Source organism: Niallia sp. FSL W8-0951, from assembly GCF_038006525.1.
In the GTDB taxonomy this organism is placed as follows: domain Bacteria; phylum Bacillota; class Bacilli; order Bacillales; family Cytobacillaceae; genus Niallia; species Niallia circulans.
The window spans coordinates 792,756-809,488 of the sequence record NZ_JBBOVK010000001.1 but is presented as its reverse complement, the minus strand read 5'-3'; the positions used below and the strand labels follow the sequence as shown (position 1 = coordinate 809,488).

The following is a 16,733-nucleotide window of genomic DNA, read 5'->3' as shown; positions in this document are numbered from 1 at the left end:
AAATTATTTTAAATTCTTTAATCGATCCTTTTGACTAACAATATCAGTTACACGCACACCGAAATTCTCATCAATTACCACTACTTCCCCTTGTGCAACCAATCGGTTATTTACAAGAATATCAACAGGTTCTCCTGCTAACTTGTCTAATTCAATAATAGAGCCTGAAGACAACTCTAGAATTTCCTTAACAGATCGCTTCGTTCTGCCAAGCTCAACCGTTACTTGTAATGGTATGTCTAGTAGCATATCCAAGTTCTTTGTTTCTGTAACTGTTGAAGTCGGTGTATCAAAACTAGAAAAACCTGCAGGCTGCACATTCGGTGGCGGGCCCTGTGTATGATTTCCTGAACCAAAATATTGCTGCTGAGTCACATTTGCTGGATGAGAACTAGTATTAACAGGATTATTTGCCATTGGATTTGAAACTGTTTGATAATTAGCTGTCGCTTGTGACTCTTGCATTGGTTCTTTTGGCTCATATACTGAATTATAATCCACTTCGGAAATATTGGAAACTTCTTCTTCATTATTATTAGGATTTATTAATCCTTCTACTAACTTTTTCGCAAAAGAAAGCTGTAACACTTGCATGATCTTCGAATCTATTAAATCCCCGATTTTAATTCGAAAAGAAATTTTAGCTAAGACGTCTTCATCCGGAATCGACTCAGTTCCTTCTCCATCATGAATGTTTAAAATATCGATACTTGGTGGAGAAATATCTACTTTTTTGCTAAAAATAGTAGACATGGAAGTTGCAGCAGAGCCCATCATTTGGTTCATCGCTTCTTGCACTGCGCTTAGCTGGATTTCTCCTAACATTTCAGGATTGGCATTTAATCCATCTCCCCCAAGCATCAAATCAGCAATAACAGCTGCATCTGTTTGTTCAATAACAAGTAAATTCATACCCGAAAATCCTTCTGTATAATTAACTCTTATTGCGACATAAGGTTGGGGAAACTCGTCAGACAGCATATTCTTGGATATTACGCTTACGGTAGGTGTCGTAATATCTACTTTCTGATTTAATAACGTAGACAGAGCTGTCGCAGAGCTACCAAAGGATATATTTCCGATTTCTCCTAACGTATCTTTCTCTATATCTGATAAATACTTTTCTACATCCATTTCAGGACTATCATTTGTATCACTATCTCCCCTTAAGAGAGCATCAATTTCATCTTGTGAAAGCATATCCTTACTCACCATCTTCCTTCCCCTCCTCTAAAGTTCCTAAGACTTGAACAGCCATTTTTTTATTTAATTTACCAGGTTGTCCAATAAATTTAGGGATCTCTCCAACTTTAATGATTAAGGGCTGTTGTATCGTTTGATTCATTTCAATAACATCTCCAATGTCCAACATTAAAAAATCCTGGATGGAAATATCAGAAGTACCAAGTTCAGCGACAACCGGCACAATCGATTGCTGAATATTTTCTTCTAAACGAGCAGTAAATTCAGGTAACCTTTCCTTTTTCTCTGCCTGCATCCAGTAATGCCCGGATAGCTTCGGAATAATCGGCTCTAGCACCACATGCGGAATACAAATATTTATCATTCCACTTGTTTCCCCAATCGTAGTACTTAAGGAAATTACTACAACCGTTTCATTAGGAGAAACCATTTGTAAAAACTGTGGATTTACTTCGAATTCAGCAAGACTTGGTTCAATATCCACTAAATCTTCCATTGCCTCTCTAAAATGATCAAAGGCACTTTCGAATGTATTTGACATAATTTTCGTTTCAATTTCTGTCAAATTTTCCACTTTATTTATACTGCTGCCTCTTCCGCCCATCATTCGATCCATCATGGCATAGGCAATATTAGGATTTACTTCCATCAAGATTCTGCCTTCAAGTGGCGGAACATCGAATACATTTAAAATAGTCATTTTCGGAATCGAACGAATGAACTCTTCGTATGGAATTTGATCTGCTGATGTAACAGATATTTGCACATATGTCCTTAATTGTGCTGAGAAAAAAGTTGTTAATAATCTAGCATAATTTTCATGAATTCTTGTTAAACTTCGAATTTGATCCTTCGAAAACCGTAATGCTCTTTTAAAATCATATACCTTAATCTTTTTTTCCTGTTGCTCTTTTTTCAGCTCATCTGCATCCATTTCACCAGATGATAAAGCCGAAAGCAGGGCATCTATTTCATTTTGGGATAAAATATCAGCTGACAAAATTACTCACCTCCATCTATTCTCTTTTATTTTATTGGAGTAGAGAGTTTACAATATAAACTTGGACTACTTTGCCTTCTTGCATCAGTTCATTAATTTTATCCTTAAGATCATTCTCTAATTTAATTTGACCATTTTTCCCTTTTAAATCTTCTGTTTTTTTCTCAGATAATTCTTGAATAATAATATTCTTAACTTGAAAATCTCTCTTTTCTAATTCTTCCTTCGCTTCCTTACTATCTGTCTGAATCTTAAAGGATATTCGGATGAAATTATTAGAAGCTAAATTTGTCGTCATCTCCTCAATATCCACTGAAGATTCCAAGATTTCGTCAATCGAAGGTTCATTTGTCTTTTGCTCGCCAGTAAATTTCCAAATATAAATGAAAGCTCCTGCTCCTGCCAGTGTAATAACTAATAATAAAACGAGCATTATAATAACAACTTTATTATTCTTCATCGTCTTTCTCTCCCACATGTGGTAATCCGAAGAGGTTCACTTTTTGATAAAAATGATTCATTTTCTCTAATACATCCTCTTCACTTTCTTTAACAACAAATTTATTTCCATTTGTTAAAGTTATCGTTGTATCAGGAAAAGATTCGACTGTTTCAATAAATAAAGCATTAAGTAAAAACTTTTTTCCATTTAGTCGAGTTAACTGTATCATTTTTTTATTAGGGGCTAGCCTTACGAATAACCCCTATCCCTCCAATTAAATTATCGTTTTAAATTAACTAATTCTTGAAGAATTTCATCAGAAGTTGTAATGATTTTTGTATTTGCCTGAAAACCTCTTTGAGAAACGATCATATCTGTGAATTCTTCCGATAGGTCAACATTTGACATTTCTAGGTAACTACTATTAACTGATCCAGTACCTGCTTGACCTGGAGTAGATAAAATAGGATCTCCAGAGTTATTAGAAACCTGAAATATATTCCCGCCTACTTTCTCTAACCCTTCTGGATTATTAAACTTCGCAAGTACGATTTGTCCAGCATTTTGTGTTTCTCCGTTTTCATCAACATAAGTAATGGTTCCATCCGTGCCTATGCTATAGCTTTTTGCTGAGGCTGGAATAGTACCTACACCAGACACTTTAAGTCCACTCGACGTAACAATATTTCGGTTTTCATCAAAGTAAAAGTTTCCTGCTCTAGTATAAAATGGATTACCCCCTCCATCTTCTACTACAAAATAGCCTTCACCAGAAATCGCCAAATCAAGCCCTCTGCCTGTATATTGTGTAGGTCCTTGAGTATGAACTGTATCAATTGAAGCTAGCTGAGATCCTAACCCGATTTGCTTTGAATTCGTCCCTCCATTTCCATTTGCAGGGGCAGTTGCACCAGAAACTGTTTGACTAATCAAATCACTGAATGTTGTTCGTCCTTTTTTAAAACCATAAGTATTTACATTTGAGATATTATTCCCAATAACATCTAATTTTGTTTGAAAGTTTTTCATTCCACTTATCCCTGAATATAATGAACGTAACATTTGTTTATAATCTCCCTTCGAATAAACTGCCTCTATCACTCAGCAGTTATCGGCCTCCATTTTTGGTCCAGCCTCTTAATTCATTATGATTGTTCCATTAATATTGGTAAAAATATGGTCTGTCACTTCTTCACGATCCATTGCCGTGATTACTGTATTATTTTTTGCACTTACAATTAAGGCAGCGTTATTTAACAGTACTAGAGATTCCTTTATGCCCATTTTCTTTGCCTCGGTAACCTTTTCCTCGATTGCCTTCCATTTAGCAGCATCTATCTTAATTCCTCGTTGTTGAAGCCTTTCATTAGCATGTTTACTAATGTTCAATGTGTTTAAAGAAGAAATAGACTGTTGTAAATGAGTAGAAAAGGATGTAATGTTTTGTGCTTTATGCACTGCAGCCTTTGATTTAATCGCATCTATACCGTTCTTAATAGCAGCATGTGATTTTATGGAAGGATAAACTTGCTTATCCATTTAATCACTTCCTATTCAATTTTTATAATTTGTCCTGAAGTAATTTTCGTTTCTGCATCATCACCTAATGTTAGTTGTATTTGTCCATTTTTTAATGACACAGATAGAACTTTATTACTTACTTCTTTCTCTTTATCATCCAAATAAGAAACTTTTTTTCCAATTAATTGGCTTGCTAGTACAAGATTATTTTCCGAATTATTTCTACTCATACTTGAGATGTTAGCAGGCATAACCTTTGTTCCATCTTCCAATGTGAAAATCACACTATCTTCAGAATAAGCAATAGAACTTATTTTTCCAGTACCAGAATATGTTTTGTCGTTCCCAGCTTTATCAGTTTCTACTTTGCTCCAATTTACTTCTTGACCAATAAATTGTCCGTATGAGATAAGGTTCGACTGAGTTTGCAGCGAGATTAAATTAGTCATCGCAGTATTTAAATTTTGCATTTGTTCCAAGCTTGAAAACTGTGCCATTTGTGCGATAAACTCTTTATCATCCATCGGACTTGTTGGATCTTGGTTTTGTAGTTGTGTAATTAAAATTTTCAAGAAATCATCTTTTCCTAGCGATGAGCTGCCTGTGGAAGTATTAGATTTCGTTTTCTGGTATTCTGATAAAGAGAGAGAAGGGTCATTTATTGTATTTGCCATCGGTACTTGCTCCTCTATACTTCAAAATTTAATAACTCCTCAAAAAAAGAAGCTTTTCGTTTATCCTCTTCATCATCTGCATCTTTCTTGTCTCTTTGCGGATGTGGCTGCTGTTGTTCTTGCTGCTGTTGCTGTTCTCTTTGCAGCCTCTCTTGTGGGTGTGAAGAAACAACAATATCTATTTTATCTACTTGCAAATTCTGTGCGGATAATCCATGTTTCAAACTAGTAAGTTGTTTGTCTAATACGTCTTTCGCCTCAGTATTTGCAGTAATAATTCGGGCAATCATATTTCCTTCATTTTGAGTAATCTCAATTCGAATAGATCCTAAATGATCAGGTGCCAACCGCATGGAAAGCTTCTGTATGTCTCCAGTTTTTATAAACGTACTTTTAGCTAATAATTTAGCAAATTGATCTTCAACATTTTTAGGAGCGGCCAGCTCACCAGAATCAGTTAATAACGTGAGTGGGTGCTGCTTAAAGATGTTATTTTGTATAGTTGAAATTACTTTTGAATCAGTATCTCCATGACTTACTTGGGCAGTTTTTTTTACTTCTGTACTTGAAAGGGTATTTTCCTCAGATTTTCTTAAGAAACTAACCATTACTGGATTGATTACTTTTTGTACAGCTACTGTTTTTTTCTCATTAGTCTGCATATCTATTTTTGATAGAATAGAAGAAATAATAGATTTCAATTCCGAATTAATTTCAATCGTGTTAGCTTCTCTAAAAAGAATATTTTTATTTTCTTGTGATGCAAAATTTTGCATTGCAGTTTGTTTTGTATCAACTGCAGGAAATCTGTATTTCTCTCTTTCGCCCCACAATTTTTCCATCTTTTGTGAATCATTTTTCATCATATTAGAGCCGTCCTGCTCTAAGAACTGCTTTAATGAAATCATAAACCCTTGCAAATATTCTATGGATTCAGTAACTTTTTCTTCAATAGACTTATCCGGTAATTCCTTTACTGTCCGTTCCAGTAATTTCAAATCAGTAAGCAAGGTAGATAATTCAGTATCCTTAAACATATCAGGCTCTAATTTCATATTAATTGCTATCTTTAATTCGTGAGCTATCTTATTCTCTAGATTCACAAATAACTCAGCTAACTTAGCAGCCATATTGGATTCATCTATATCTACTATCCCTTCGCCTTGAGAAAATTGTTGGTAATTAGCCAATAAATATTCAAGATTTATTTGGATTTGATCAGCATCTATTCCCGTAACCATTGTTTCTGTATCAATCTTTTGTTGGAGATTTCCATCTTCAGAAGAGCTGGACAATATGGCTAAAAGCTGATTTATATCTTCTTTATAGTTAGTATTTGTTTGCGCAGGACTACTGTGCTGATAAGTCGTTTTTAAGTCATTTATCAAAGATAAAAACTTTCCATCTACTTTTCCTCTTACTTTCCCTTGAGCGCCGCTTGTCGATTCGATTTTCTTTAATGAATTAGTCAGCTCTAGTTGCAATTTTTCACCCCCTTTCAAGCGAATTTAAATTTTAATGATTTGCTGTTGCTGATTTCGATAGCAGCTCTGTATATTTTGAAGCGACAGAAGGCTCCATTTTCTCTAATACCGAAGCAAGTTTTGCTGGTTTAAGTTCACCTAAAATTTTCATTGCTTCCTTTTCGCTCATTTCTGATAAAATAGCTGCTGCATTTTTCGGGGACATTGTTTCATATGTTTTGACAATCTCATCCACCGCTTTCTTTGTTTCCTCTTGGGCGGATTGGAGAGACTGTAACTCACTCTGCAGCTTCTCTTTTTCCGAATTGGCAGATTGAAATCTATTTTCACTATTTTCTAATTGTGACTCCAGTGACTTTATTTCTTTATCTCGTTCTTTTAGCTTTGTTTGTAAAGAGCTAATTGTATTTTTATTATTTTCTAGTAATTTATCGGTAGATTTTTTTTCTTCACTCAGAAAAGGAATTGCATTTAATAACTCTTTTCCTTTCTCTGCAACATCTGCTCCTGAATACATAAGCAAAAGAACAAGAACAATAATTGCAAATATTGTCGGAATAACTGCAACCATAAGAATTCGTTGAAAAAAATTAAATGGCTTCTTTTTTTCTTCCCATGAATTTTCCATTTAGCCACCTACCTTTTCATGTTGCATGTATTGTTGAAGGGAAATATCATCCATTTGCTTGGCCTCTTCTGCTCTTGCTATTGCCAAATAATTCGAATGGTCTTTTTCCTTTATTTTCACAAATTTTTTTACTTCCATGTTTTTTTCAAGCATTTTCTCTTGAAAATAGACCATTGAATTTCGGGCATTGTGCACCATCTTTTGTGCATGTTCAATTGTTTTTTCTAAATTGCCCACGAAATGCTGATGGTGTCTAATCTCTTGAACCGATAATCCGGACATCATTTTTTCTGCTTGATATGCTTCCAGATCTTCCTTTCTTTTCAACAGCTCATAAAGATTTTCAGCTGCCTCTTCAAATCTGTTTACTGATTGATTATAAGCAGAGCTTGCTTCTTCTTTTTCTCTTTCGCGAATCGTTAAAATTTTTTCGAATTTAAATTGATAGCTCATCTTTTATCCCTCTGTTCCAACTAAAGTTAATAAGGAATGAAGACTCTCCTCAATTGAAACCTTTTCGTCTGTTTCCTGCTTTATATAAGATAGGATGCTAGGATATAACCTCATTGCTGTATCAATCTCTTTAGAAGAACCCTTTTTATAAGCACCTATATTGATTAAATCTTCCGAATTCATATAAGTACTCAAAAGATCTCGTAATCGCTCGGCTGCTTTTACATGTTCTTTTGAGACAATATGATTCATCACACGGCTTACACTTTTTAAGACATTCACAGCAGGATATTGCCCTTTATTGGCAAGTGCTCGGTCTAAGACATAATGCCCATCTAAAATCCCGCGTACGGTATCTGCAATCGGTTCATTCATATCATCCCCATCAACCAACACGGTATAAAAGGCTGTTATACTTCCAAATTCGTTCGTTCCCGTTCTTTCTAGGAGTTTTGGTAAAATAGCAAATACAGAAGGGGTATATCCTTTTGTCGTCGGCGGTTCGCCAATAGCTAGTCCTACTTCTCTTTGTGCCATTGCAACCCGAGTAACAGAATCCATCATTAACATGACATTTAATCCTTTGTCTCGAAAATATTCGGCAATAGCAGTAGCTGTATATGCACCCTTGATTCTCATTAAAGCTGGCTGATCAGATGTTGCAACAACAACTATCGATCGCTTCAGCCCCTCTGGCCCTAAGTCCCGTTCAATAAATTCTCGTACTTCTCTACCGCGTTCCCCTATCAGGGCAATCACATTTAAATCTGCTTTCGTATTTCTTGCAATCATCCCTAGCAATGTACTTTTCCCAACACCACTACCTGCAAAAATCCCAAGTCTTTGTCCAGTGCCAACTGTTAAAAGTCCATCAATTAATCGAACTCCTACTTCCATCGACTGGGAAATTGGTGGTCTTGTCATTGGATTAGGAGGCTCTTGGTCAATTGGAACAGACTTTAACCCTTTTGGTAACACCGATCCGTCTAAAGGCATTCCTAATGCATCCACAGCAGTGCCTATTAATCCTGGACCCACCTTAATTTCTAATGGCTCAGAAGACGCTTCTACTAAACAGCCTGGTGATATATCTTGGACAGTTGTATATGGCATTAAAATGATATTTCCCTCGTTAAATCCTACAACTTCTGCCTTGATAATTCGTTTATGCTTTGTACCAATGTGGATATTACATACATCACCGATAGAGCTCTCAGGTCCTTGTGATTCAATCATTAACCCTACAACTTTTTTCACACGGCCATATTGCTTATAAGTGTCAATGGACGAAATCGAGCTTAGTAACTCTAGTGCTTTCACCCTTCTTCACTCTCCAATATTTCAAGTAACTTACTTTTAATCATAAGCAATTGCGTATCAACACTTGCATCTAAACGCCCATTTGCCGTTTCGATAATACAAGCATTTTCATCAATCGTTTCATCAGGAAAAATGAAAAGATTTGGCTTTATCGGGAATAGTTGTAACAATTCCTCTTTTTCTGCTACTAGCATTTCATAATGGATAGGACTAACATGTAACTGTATTTCCTTCTGTTTCCTTACTTCTTTTAAAGCATTTTGTACAAGATAAAGGAAATTTTCTTCCTCTTCCTTTATCTTGTTATTCATAATTTTTTCAGCAACTTCAATCGCGAGCTCCAAAATAGTAGTTTCGGCAGATTGTAAGTATTTTTCATAATCCTCTTTTGATGCTGTTACTGTGTCTTTCGCTTGTTGAATAAAACTTAGCATTTCGTTATATCCAACATTTTGACCTTCTTCGTAACCTGCTTGAAAACCATTTTTCCTCGCTTCTTCTATTAAACTTGCTTTTTCTATATCCCAGTTCTGTCTTTCTTCCGAAAGCTGTATTCGTATAAGTTCGGCTTCTTCCAATGCTTGGGCTTTCAACTCTTCTGCTTCTTCCCATGCTGACTCTACTATCCTGTTGTACTCGGCTTGTGTAACTTCCCTAGAAAGATCCATCTCCGTATTGAAGGTATCTATATATTTAATCGAAATAACCTTCTCTGTAGCAGTCTCTGGCTTTGAGTATCTTGACTTTATTAATCTAGACAATGATATCATCTCCTCCGCCACGGGCAACTACGATTTCGCCAGCGTCCTCAAGACGTCTGATAATCCCAACAATTCTTGATTGTGCTTCTTCTACATCCTTCAAGCGTACAGGTCCCATAAATTCCATCTCTTCTTTAAAGGACTCAGCCATTCTAGTAGACATGTTGCCATAAACAATCTCTTTCACTTCATCTCCAGATACCTTAAGTGCAAGCATAAGATCTTCATTTTCACAATCACGAATAATTCTTTGAATTGCTCTATTATCCAATGTAACGATATCTTCAAAGACAAACATTCTCTTTTTAATTTCTTCTGCTAATTCTGGATCTTGGATTTCGAGTGCGTCTAAAATAGTGCGTTCTGTTGCTCTATCGACTCCATTTAGTACTTCAACTACCGCTTCAATACCACCAGTTTGTGTATAATCTTGCGTAACAGTGCTCGATAATTTTCTTTCTAATATTTGCTCGACTTCGTTAATAATTTCTGGTGAAGTACTGTCCATTACAGCAATTCTTCTTGCAATATCAGCTTGCACTTCCTGTGGAAGCTCAGACAAGATGAGACCTGCCTGAGTGGGATCCAAGTAAGATAAAATTAGCGCAATTGTCTGTGGATGTTCATTTTGAATAAAATTTAATATTTGGTTCGGCTCTGCTTTTCTGGCAAAATCAAAAGGTCTTACTTGCAGAGAAGAAGTAAGCCTATTTAAAATAATGGATGCTTGTTCTGCTCCAAGAGCCTTTTCTAAGACCGTTTTTGCATATCCTATACCACCTTGAGAAATATAGTCTTGAGCAAGTGCGATATTATGAAATTCTTCTAAAACACTTTCTTTAGAAGTATTCTCTACCTTTCTAACTCCTGATATTTCTAAAGATAGTTTCTCAATTTCTTCCTCACTTAAATGCTTATAAACCGAAGCTGCAACATCAGGACCTAGCGATATAAGGAGAATGGCAGCTTTCTGTTTTCCAGTTAACTCATTTGATTCTTTTCTTGCCATCTACATCACCCCTTAATCTTCCGTAATCCATGTACGAAGTAATTTTGCAAATTCCTCTGGTTTTTCTTTAGCCATTTTTTCAAGCTGTTTTCGTCTTATTGTTCCTTCTGATTCTTGTTGTTCCTCATTAATATCTGCTACTGAAGTAACTGGCTGAATAATTTCTTCTACTTCTTCTTCCTGTTTATTCTTTCTCGCTCTCATAACGAAGAAGATTAATAGAATAATAACTGCAAGTAAACCTCCTCCAACGGCATAAATCCACCACGGGATTGATGTTTGAGCAACCTCTGTTGCTTGTTTTTTACCTTTAAATGGTTGAACAGACACAGCAATCTTACTTTGGATATCCTCATCTGTTAGTTCTCCGCCTGTTGATGTTTTATCTATCGAAGTTCTAACAATTGTCCCCAATATGTTAGAGATATCATCAATACTTTCCTGTGGTAAGGAAGTAGTATCATTTGCATCAGGCGGCTCTACCATTACTTGAATACCTAAATCACGAATTTTATAGGGACTTTCCACAATTTGTTTTTTTATACGATTAACTTCACTATTAACGGTTTGTTCGACTTTTTCATAGTCGCCATTTCCCGATCCTGTTTCTGTATTATAAGTAGTTACATCGGCATCGTCTTCTGCCTGTACAACTCCACCGGCAGCATTTTCACCGGTATATGTTTCTGTAATATTTTGTGCACTTATTTCAATTCCCGCCATATTTTCTTCATCAACTGGCGTAACTAGGTTTTCTTCTCGGTTTTCTTGGGTAAAGTCTATATCAGCAGTAACTGACACTACAACTTTATCTGGTCCCATTAACGTTCCTAGCATTGTTTGAACCTGTCTTTGAATATCACGTTCAATCTGCTTTTTCACATTGTTTTGCGCAGTAAAAGTATCTGTCGCAGAATTATCTGAAGAATTTAAGTCAAAATACTCAAAATCTTGATTAGTAATGACGATATTATCTGTAGGAAGGTTTGGTACACTTTTGGACACGAGTGTATATAACCCTTTTATTTGATTTTCAGAGAAGTTATAGCCAGGCTTTGTATTTAATACAATCGATGCTGTAGCTTCTCCCCCTTGATCTGAAACAAATACACTTTCTTCTGGTAATGTAATAACAACATTGGCATCATTAATTCCTTCAACACTCTTTATTAAATTAGCAATTTCTGTCTGCAGGGCATCTAATTTTAAGACATTAAATTCGTTATCTGTCATACCAAAGCTCGCATTCTGACTAAAAAAGGAATAATCAATGCTACCGGACTTAGGAATTCCTTCTGCTGCAAGTTGTACTTTTAATGTATCGACTACTTCCTCTGGAACACTAATCACGGTACCGCCACCTGATATTTCAGAAGTTACCCCTTTACTATCTAGACTCTCTTTAATAGCTCCCGTTTCAGAAGGTGTTAAATTACTGTATAGCGGCACTAACGTTACTCTTGTGAAAAAATAAGTCGCAAACACAGCAAATAGAATAAGCAAAAGTCCGCTGCCCGTTATAACAGTCTTTTGCTTTTTAGAACGACTTTGCCAAAACTCTTTTAAAGGATTAAATATTTTATTTAGATTCTCTTTCATTTTCTTCCCCCGGCTACCGTAATTTGTTTAGGTATAAACCGCCCATCTTTTATATTAACTGTCTTCTCTTTAACGGCATGGACACTTAATTGCCTAAAGCAGAGAAGCACCTTCGTTTTCTTGTAAAAAGTAACCATTATAGAAAACAGCCTTACATTAAACTGGCATTCGCATAATTTCCTGATAAGCTTCTACTGCCTTATTGCGAATTTCTAACGTAGCTTGCATGGTAATGCTTGCTTTTTGCGAGGCAATCATCACCTGAGATAAATCAACGTTTTCTCCTCTTGCTAACTTATTTGTTAGCACATCTGATTCATTTTGCGCTTGATTCACATTGTTAATTGATTCTTTTAGAAACGAAGCAAAACTTTTTTGCGTATCTGCTGCAGAGGTCTTATTACTTGTTGCCGTATTTGTTAACGGTAATGCAGATGATACAGGTGAAAAATTAATTGGTTCCATTTAAGTACTCCTTTTTGTTTTATTTACCGATTTCTAATGTTTTCATTAACATACTTTTTGATGCATTTAAAACAGTCACATTAGCTTCATACGATCTTGAAGCACTCATTAAATCAACCGTCTCTCGTAAAGGGTCCACATTGGGCATACGAACATATCCTGTTGCGTCCGCTTCTGGGTTCTCCGGATCATACACCATTTCAAACGGTGTATCATCTTCTACAATACGTGATACCTTCACACCACCTGCAGGGTTCCCGCTATTCCCTCTTGCAGCATTTAAATGAGAGGCAAATGATCCTTCTTGTTCTTGAAACACTACTTGTTTTCTTTTATATGGCTCCCACTCACCATTTACTAATCTGCCTCTTGTTGTATCAACATTTGCCATATTAGATGAAATAACATCCATTCTTAGCCGTTGAGCGGTTAAAGCAGAGGCAGTAGTATTTATACTAGCAAAAATGGTCATTTTTATTACTTACCTCCTCTAATTACATTTTCAAGGGAACTAAATTTTCCGCTAATTCGATCTATTAATGCGTTGTAATAGATTTGGTTTGTCGCAAGGTCTGCCATCTCTTTTTCCATATCGACACTATTCCCACTGTTATTGTAAGTAACTCCATTCTTTGTAACGACAGCTGATGAAGCAGTATTAGCAGCAGAAAAAGGAATATGCTTACTATTCGTTACATTAGCATTCAATGCACTAGATAACGAATCTTTAAAAGTTACAGTCTTTGCTTTATAATTAGGCGTGTCAACATTTGCAATATTTTGTGAGATTACTTTTTGCTTTTGATTCGAATAATTAATTGCATTTTCTAAAGTAGTTATTGTATTTGAGAAAAGTTTCACTTCATCACACCTCGAGCAATCATTTTGAGAAAAAATTGTTGAATTTTGTTTTTTGATGACGTTTTTTTTACATGATAGCTTTTATTTTAATTAATTTGTAATAATATGTCCATGGAAAAGAGGAGAATTTTAGTGATTCTTTTTACCTATTTTAGTTAATATTTGGTTTTAATCATCTTAAAAAAGGATAAAAAGCGATTTTTCACTGCGTCATTGTTACTATTTTCATAGTCATAACTTACTAAACGTTACCCTTTTTCTTCTATCTGATTTAATATACCTTTTGTCATACTGTAATGTAAATGAAAAATAAATGGAAAATATGCGGTTTATGTCGAATAATATGTACATAACTTATTAGCTATCGATTGATGGTTAAAAAAAACTCTCATTTTTCGTCACGTAAAAAAAACCTTTTCTATAAAAGGAAAAGGTTTTTTACAATGGATAATAATTTATCCTTACTTATTTGTTTTTAACTTTTCAAGTTCTAATAAGAATTTATCGTTAAGTACTTTAATATAAGTACCTTTCATTCCTAATGAACGAGACTCAATAACACCAGCACTTTCTAATTTACGTAATGCGTTAACAATTACAGATCTTGTAATTCCAACTCGGTCTGCAATTTTAGAAGCGACTAGCAAGCCTTCACTTCCGTTTAATTCTTCAAAAATATGCTCAATAGCTTCTAATTCACTATAGGATAGTGAACTGATTGCCATTTGAACAACCGCTTTACTTCTTGCTTCTTCTTCAATTTCTTCTGCTTTTTCTCGAAGAATTTCCATTCCAACAACAGTAGCACCATATTCAGCAAGAATCAAATCATCATCGTGGAATTGTTCTTGTAATCTTGCAAGAATTAATGTTCCTAATCTTTCTCCTCCACCAATAATTGGTACGATAGTTGTTAACCCTTTTGCAAATAATTCTTTATTTTCAACTGGGAAAGCAGTATATTCACTTTCAATTTCTAAATTACTAGAAGTTGTTTGAATATTAAACAAGCTATTTGTGTATTCCTCAGGGAATTGACGATCTTCAAGCATTTTTTTCATACGATCATTTTCAATTTGCTGGTTAACTGCAAAACCTAATAATTTTCCTCTTCTGCTAACAACAAAGATATTTGCTTCGATAACATCGCTTAAAGTTTCAGACATTTCTTTGAAATTAACTGGTTTTCCAGCAGCTCTTTGTAACATTGCGTTTATTTTTCTCGTTTTTGTTAATAAATCCATTTTTTATTCCTCCTGTTAACTAAAACCAACACTTGAAATAAATCTATGTCTACTTATACCTTTCAATGCAGGAGTTTAAATTCCAATTGGCTTTCATTAGAGTATAAATTGACTTAAATCCTTATTTCTTGAGATGGCTCCTAACTTCTCCTCCACATACTTTGGAGTAATCGTTATTTTTTCCATTGTTATTTCTGGTGCTTCGAAAGAAAGATCTTCCAATAATTTTTCGAGAATAGTATGCAGTCTTCGCGCACCGATATTGTCTGTATTTTGATTGACTTCATAAGCCACTTCAGCTATCTTACGAATAGCTTCGTCAGAAAATTCAATTTCTATACCTTCTGTATGCAATAATGCTTGATATTGCTTAATCAACGCATTATCTGGTTCCACAAGAATGCGATAAAAATCATCCACTGTTAATTTAGTAAGTTCTACACGAATCGGGAATCTTCCTTGTAGCTCTGGTATTAAATCAGAAGGCTTAGACATATGAAATGCTCCAGCAGCAATAAACAATACATGGTCTGTTTTAACTGATCCATATTTTGTCACAACCGTAGATCCTTCTACTACAGGTAAAATATCTCGCTGCACCCCTTCTCTAGAAACATCCGCTGAAGAGCTGCTGTTTGATTTGCTGGCAATTTTATCAATTTCATCGATAAATATCATTCCCATTTGCTCAGCACGAACGACTGCTTCTTGGGTAACCTCATCCATATCGATTAATTTTTGAGCTTCCTCGTTCGTTAATATTGTACGTGCTTCCCTAACTGTTAATTTGCGCTTTTTCTTTTTTTTCGGCATAAAACTACTTAAAGCATCCTGCATATTCATACCCATTTGTTCCATACCAGAACCTTGGAGCATGTCAAACATAGAAGGCTGTTGTTCTTCCACTTCTACAGAAACCACTTCATCTTCCAGTTCACCTAGAGCAAGCTTTTCTTTTACTATTTTTCTCTTTTCTGATTTACTAGTTTCTTCTACAGTAGGCTCATCTTCCTCTGTGTCTGCCCCACCGCCGCCAAAAAGCATTTCCAGAGGATTTTTATAACTGGATGATTTCTTTGCAGCAGACGGAACTAACAATTCAACGAGACGATTATTTGCCGCAACTTCCGCTCTTTCTCTTACTTGAAACATCTTCTCTTCCTTTACTAAGCGTACAGATGTTTCGACAAGATCACGAACCATTGATTCTACATCGCGGCCAACATATCCTACCTCTGTGAATTTAGTAGCTTCTACCTTAACAAATGGCGCATTAACAATTTTCGCAATTCTTCTAGCTATTTCTGTTTTTCCGACACCAGTAGGACCAATCATCAAAATATTTTTCGGACTAATCTCATCTCTTAGCTTTTCATCAAGAAGGCTTCTGCGAAAACGGTTTCTTAATGCAACAGCCACCGCTTTTTTTGCATCTTTTTGTCCGACTATATATTGATCAAGTCGTTCTACAATTTGCCGAGGTGTTAAACTAGCACTTTTTTGCATATTAAAAATCCTCCCCTATAATTCTTCTACGATGATATTATTATTTGTATAGACACAAATCTCACCAGCAATCTCTAGAGCTGCTTTAGCGATATCGTATGCAGAAAGATTATCTCCTGAGTAAGTTTTTAGTGCTCTGCCAGCTGCTAAAGCATAGTTTCCGCCAGATCCAATTGCAAGTATACCATCATCTGGTTCAATTACTTCTCCTGTTCCAGATACCAATAATAGATCCGTTTCATTCATTACGATCAGCATCGCTTCAAGTTTTCTAAGAACTTTATCACTGCGCCACAGCTTCGCAAGCTCTACTGAAGCGCGCTGTAGGTTCCCATTATACTCATCTAATTTCCCTTCAAATAGTTCAAAAAGAGTAAAGGCATCCGCAACTGATCCCGCAAATCCTGCAATTACTTTCCCGTTAAAAAGCTTTCTAACCTTACGGGCTGTATGTTTCATCACAACAGCATTTCCAAGTGTGACTTGCCCATCACCGGACATTGCTGATTTCCCTTTATGTTTAACTGCAAAAATAGTTGTTGCATGAAATTGTGGCATTTCAG

General features: G+C 35.5%; 20 protein-coding genes. All 20 read right to left on the bottom strand.

The annotated features are described in order from the left end of the window. Positions 1 to 3: 3 nt before the first annotated feature. Positions 4 to 1,215, bottom strand: a complete 1,212-nt coding sequence (gene fliY, locus NSS71_RS03630; RefSeq protein WP_047940012.1) for a flagellar motor switch phosphatase FliY — start codon at positions 1,213 to 1,215, stop codon at positions 4 to 6. Beyond that, positions 1,205 to 2,203 (bottom strand): flagellar motor switch protein FliM, encoded by a 999-nt coding sequence (gene fliM / locus NSS71_RS03625; RefSeq protein WP_047940011.1) that lies wholly within the window; start codon positions 2,201 to 2,203, stop codon positions 1,205 to 1,207. Before fliM ends, fliY begins: the two co-directional genes overlap by 11 nt. Before the next feature lie 31 nt (positions 2,204 to 2,234). Beyond that, entirely contained in the window at positions 2,235 to 2,663 is a 429-nt protein-coding gene (gene fliL / locus NSS71_RS03620) for a flagellar basal body-associated protein FliL (protein WP_047940010.1), read from the bottom strand. Continuing rightward, a complete protein-coding gene (locus tag NSS71_RS03615; RefSeq protein WP_047940009.1) occupies positions 2,653 to 2,874 on the bottom strand; it encodes a flagellar FlbD family protein in 222 nt (73 codons plus the stop codon). Before NSS71_RS03615 ends, fliL begins: the two co-directional genes overlap by 11 nt. Before the next feature lie 50 nt (positions 2,875 to 2,924). Continuing rightward, on the bottom strand, positions 2,925 to 3,707 hold the full coding sequence (gene flgG / locus NSS71_RS03610) for a flagellar basal body rod protein FlgG (protein WP_047940272.1): 783 nt from the start codon (positions 3,705 to 3,707) through the stop codon (positions 2,925 to 2,927). Between the two features lie 75 nt (positions 3,708 to 3,782). Beyond that, entirely contained in the window at positions 3,783 to 4,184 is a 402-nt protein-coding gene (locus NSS71_RS03605) for a TIGR02530 family flagellar biosynthesis protein (protein ID WP_047940008.1), read from the bottom strand. An 11-nt stretch (positions 4,185 to 4,195) separates the two neighbouring features. Beyond that, positions 4,196 to 4,840, bottom strand: coding sequence for a flagellar hook assembly protein FlgD (gene flgD, locus NSS71_RS03600; protein WP_047940007.1), 645 nt, complete (start codon positions 4,838 to 4,840; stop codon positions 4,196 to 4,198). A gap of 14 nt (positions 4,841 to 4,854) precedes the next feature. Next, positions 4,855 to 6,324 (bottom strand): flagellar hook-length control protein FliK, encoded by a 1,470-nt coding sequence (locus NSS71_RS03595; protein ID WP_061796689.1) that lies wholly within the window; start codon positions 6,322 to 6,324, stop codon positions 4,855 to 4,857. Positions 6,325 to 6,355: 31 nt separating this feature from the next. Continuing rightward, positions 6,356 to 6,952: a MotE family protein gene (locus NSS71_RS03590; protein ID WP_047940005.1), complete on the bottom strand. Its 597-nt coding sequence runs from the start codon at positions 6,950 to 6,952 to the stop codon at positions 6,356 to 6,358. Continuing rightward, positions 6,953 to 7,405, bottom strand: coding sequence for a flagellar export protein FliJ (gene fliJ, locus NSS71_RS03585; protein ID WP_047940004.1), 453 nt, complete (start codon positions 7,403 to 7,405; stop codon positions 6,953 to 6,955). A 3-nt stretch (positions 7,406 to 7,408) separates the two neighbouring features. Further along, positions 7,409 to 8,725, bottom strand: a complete 1,317-nt coding sequence (gene fliI, locus NSS71_RS03580) for a flagellar protein export ATPase FliI (protein ID WP_061796694.1) — start codon at positions 8,723 to 8,725, stop codon at positions 7,409 to 7,411. Next, entirely contained in the window at positions 8,722 to 9,486 is a 765-nt protein-coding gene (gene fliH / locus NSS71_RS03575) for a flagellar assembly protein FliH (protein ID WP_047940002.1), read from the bottom strand. Before fliH ends, fliI begins: the two co-directional genes overlap by 4 nt. Continuing rightward, complete coding sequence (fliG, locus tag NSS71_RS03570) at positions 9,479 to 10,495, bottom strand: flagellar motor switch protein FliG (protein WP_047940001.1); 1,017 nt, start codon at positions 10,493 to 10,495, stop codon at positions 9,479 to 9,481. Before fliG ends, fliH begins: the two co-directional genes overlap by 8 nt. Before the next feature lie 12 nt (positions 10,496 to 10,507). Beyond that, positions 10,508 to 12,094 carry a flagellar basal-body MS-ring/collar protein FliF gene (gene fliF / locus NSS71_RS03565; protein WP_061796700.1) on the bottom strand — a complete coding sequence of 529 codons (1,587 nt, stop codon included), beginning with the start codon at positions 12,092 to 12,094 and terminating at the stop codon, positions 10,508 to 10,510. A 156-nt stretch (positions 12,095 to 12,250) separates the two neighbouring features. Continuing rightward, a complete protein-coding gene (gene fliE, locus NSS71_RS03560; RefSeq protein ID WP_047939999.1) occupies positions 12,251 to 12,559 on the bottom strand; it encodes a flagellar hook-basal body complex protein FliE in 309 nt (102 codons plus the stop codon). 19 nt (positions 12,560 to 12,578) lie between these two features. Further along, positions 12,579 to 13,031, bottom strand: a complete 453-nt coding sequence (flgC, locus tag NSS71_RS03555) for a flagellar basal body rod protein FlgC (protein ID WP_047939998.1) — start codon at positions 13,029 to 13,031, stop codon at positions 12,579 to 12,581. 5 nt (positions 13,032 to 13,036) lie between these two features. After that, the gene (gene flgB / locus NSS71_RS03550) at positions 13,037 to 13,420 is read right to left on the bottom strand and encodes a flagellar basal body rod protein FlgB (RefSeq protein WP_061796702.1); all 384 of its coding nucleotides are present in this window, start codon (positions 13,418 to 13,420) and stop codon (positions 13,037 to 13,039) included. A 461-nt stretch (positions 13,421 to 13,881) separates the two neighbouring features. Then, positions 13,882 to 14,664 (bottom strand): GTP-sensing pleiotropic transcriptional regulator CodY, encoded by a 783-nt coding sequence (gene codY, locus NSS71_RS03545; RefSeq protein WP_047939996.1) that lies wholly within the window; start codon positions 14,662 to 14,664, stop codon positions 13,882 to 13,884. Positions 14,665 to 14,760: 96 nt separating this feature from the next. Beyond that, complete coding sequence (hslU, locus tag NSS71_RS03540) at positions 14,761 to 16,170, bottom strand: HslU--HslV peptidase ATPase subunit (protein WP_047939995.1); 1,410 nt, start codon at positions 16,168 to 16,170, stop codon at positions 14,761 to 14,763. Between the two features lie 15 nt (positions 16,171 to 16,185). Next, complete coding sequence (gene hslV, locus NSS71_RS03535) at positions 16,186 to 16,728, bottom strand: ATP-dependent protease subunit HslV (protein WP_016201113.1); 543 nt, start codon at positions 16,726 to 16,728, stop codon at positions 16,186 to 16,188. Positions 16,729 to 16,733: the final 5 nt, after the last annotated feature.

Bases quoted from the DNA above. Each gene is read 5' to 3' on its own strand.
- fliY (WP_047940012.1), bottom strand. From the start codon at position 1,215: ATGGTGAGTAAGGATATGCTTTCACAAGATGAAATTGATGCTCTCTTA.
- fliL (WP_047940010.1), bottom strand. From the start codon at position 2,663: ATGAAGAATAATAAAGTTGTTATTATAATGCTCGTTTTATTATTAGTT.
- NSS71_RS03615 (WP_047940009.1), bottom strand. From the start codon at position 2,874: ATGATACAGTTAACTCGACTAAATGGAAAAAAGTTTTTACTTAATGCT.
- flgG (WP_047940272.1), bottom strand. From the start codon at position 3,707: ATGTTACGTTCATTATATTCAGGGATAAGTGGAATGAAAAACTTTCAA.
- NSS71_RS03605 (WP_047940008.1), bottom strand. From the start codon at position 4,184: ATGGATAAGCAAGTTTATCCTTCCATAAAATCACATGCTGCTATTAAG.
- flgD (WP_047940007.1), bottom strand. From the start codon at position 4,840: ATGGCAAATACAATAAATGACCCTTCTCTCTCTTTATCAGAATACCAG.
- NSS71_RS03590 (WP_047940005.1), bottom strand. From the start codon at position 6,952: ATGGAAAATTCATGGGAAGAAAAAAAGAAGCCATTTAATTTTTTTCAA.
- fliJ (WP_047940004.1), bottom strand. From the start codon at position 7,405: ATGAGCTATCAATTTAAATTCGAAAAAATTTTAACGATTCGCGAAAGA.
- fliG (WP_047940001.1), bottom strand. From the start codon at position 10,495: ATGGCAAGAAAAGAATCAAATGAGTTAACTGGAAAACAGAAAGCTGCC.
- fliF (WP_061796700.1), bottom strand. From the start codon at position 12,094: ATGAAAGAGAATCTAAATAAAATATTTAATCCTTTAAAAGAGTTTTGG.
- fliE (WP_047939999.1), bottom strand. From the start codon at position 12,559: ATGGAACCAATTAATTTTTCACCTGTATCATCTGCATTACCGTTAACA.
- flgC (WP_047939998.1), bottom strand. From the start codon at position 13,031: ATGACCATTTTTGCTAGTATAAATACTACTGCCTCTGCTTTAACCGCT.
- codY (WP_047939996.1), bottom strand. From the start codon at position 14,664: ATGGATTTATTAACAAAAACGAGAAAAATAAACGCAATGTTACAAAGA.
- hslU (WP_047939995.1), bottom strand. From the start codon at position 16,170: ATGCAAAAAAGTGCTAGTTTAACACCTCGGCAAATTGTAGAACGACTT.
- hslV (WP_016201113.1), bottom strand. From the start codon at position 16,728: ATGCCACAATTTCATGCAACAACTATTTTTGCAGTTAAACATAAAGGG.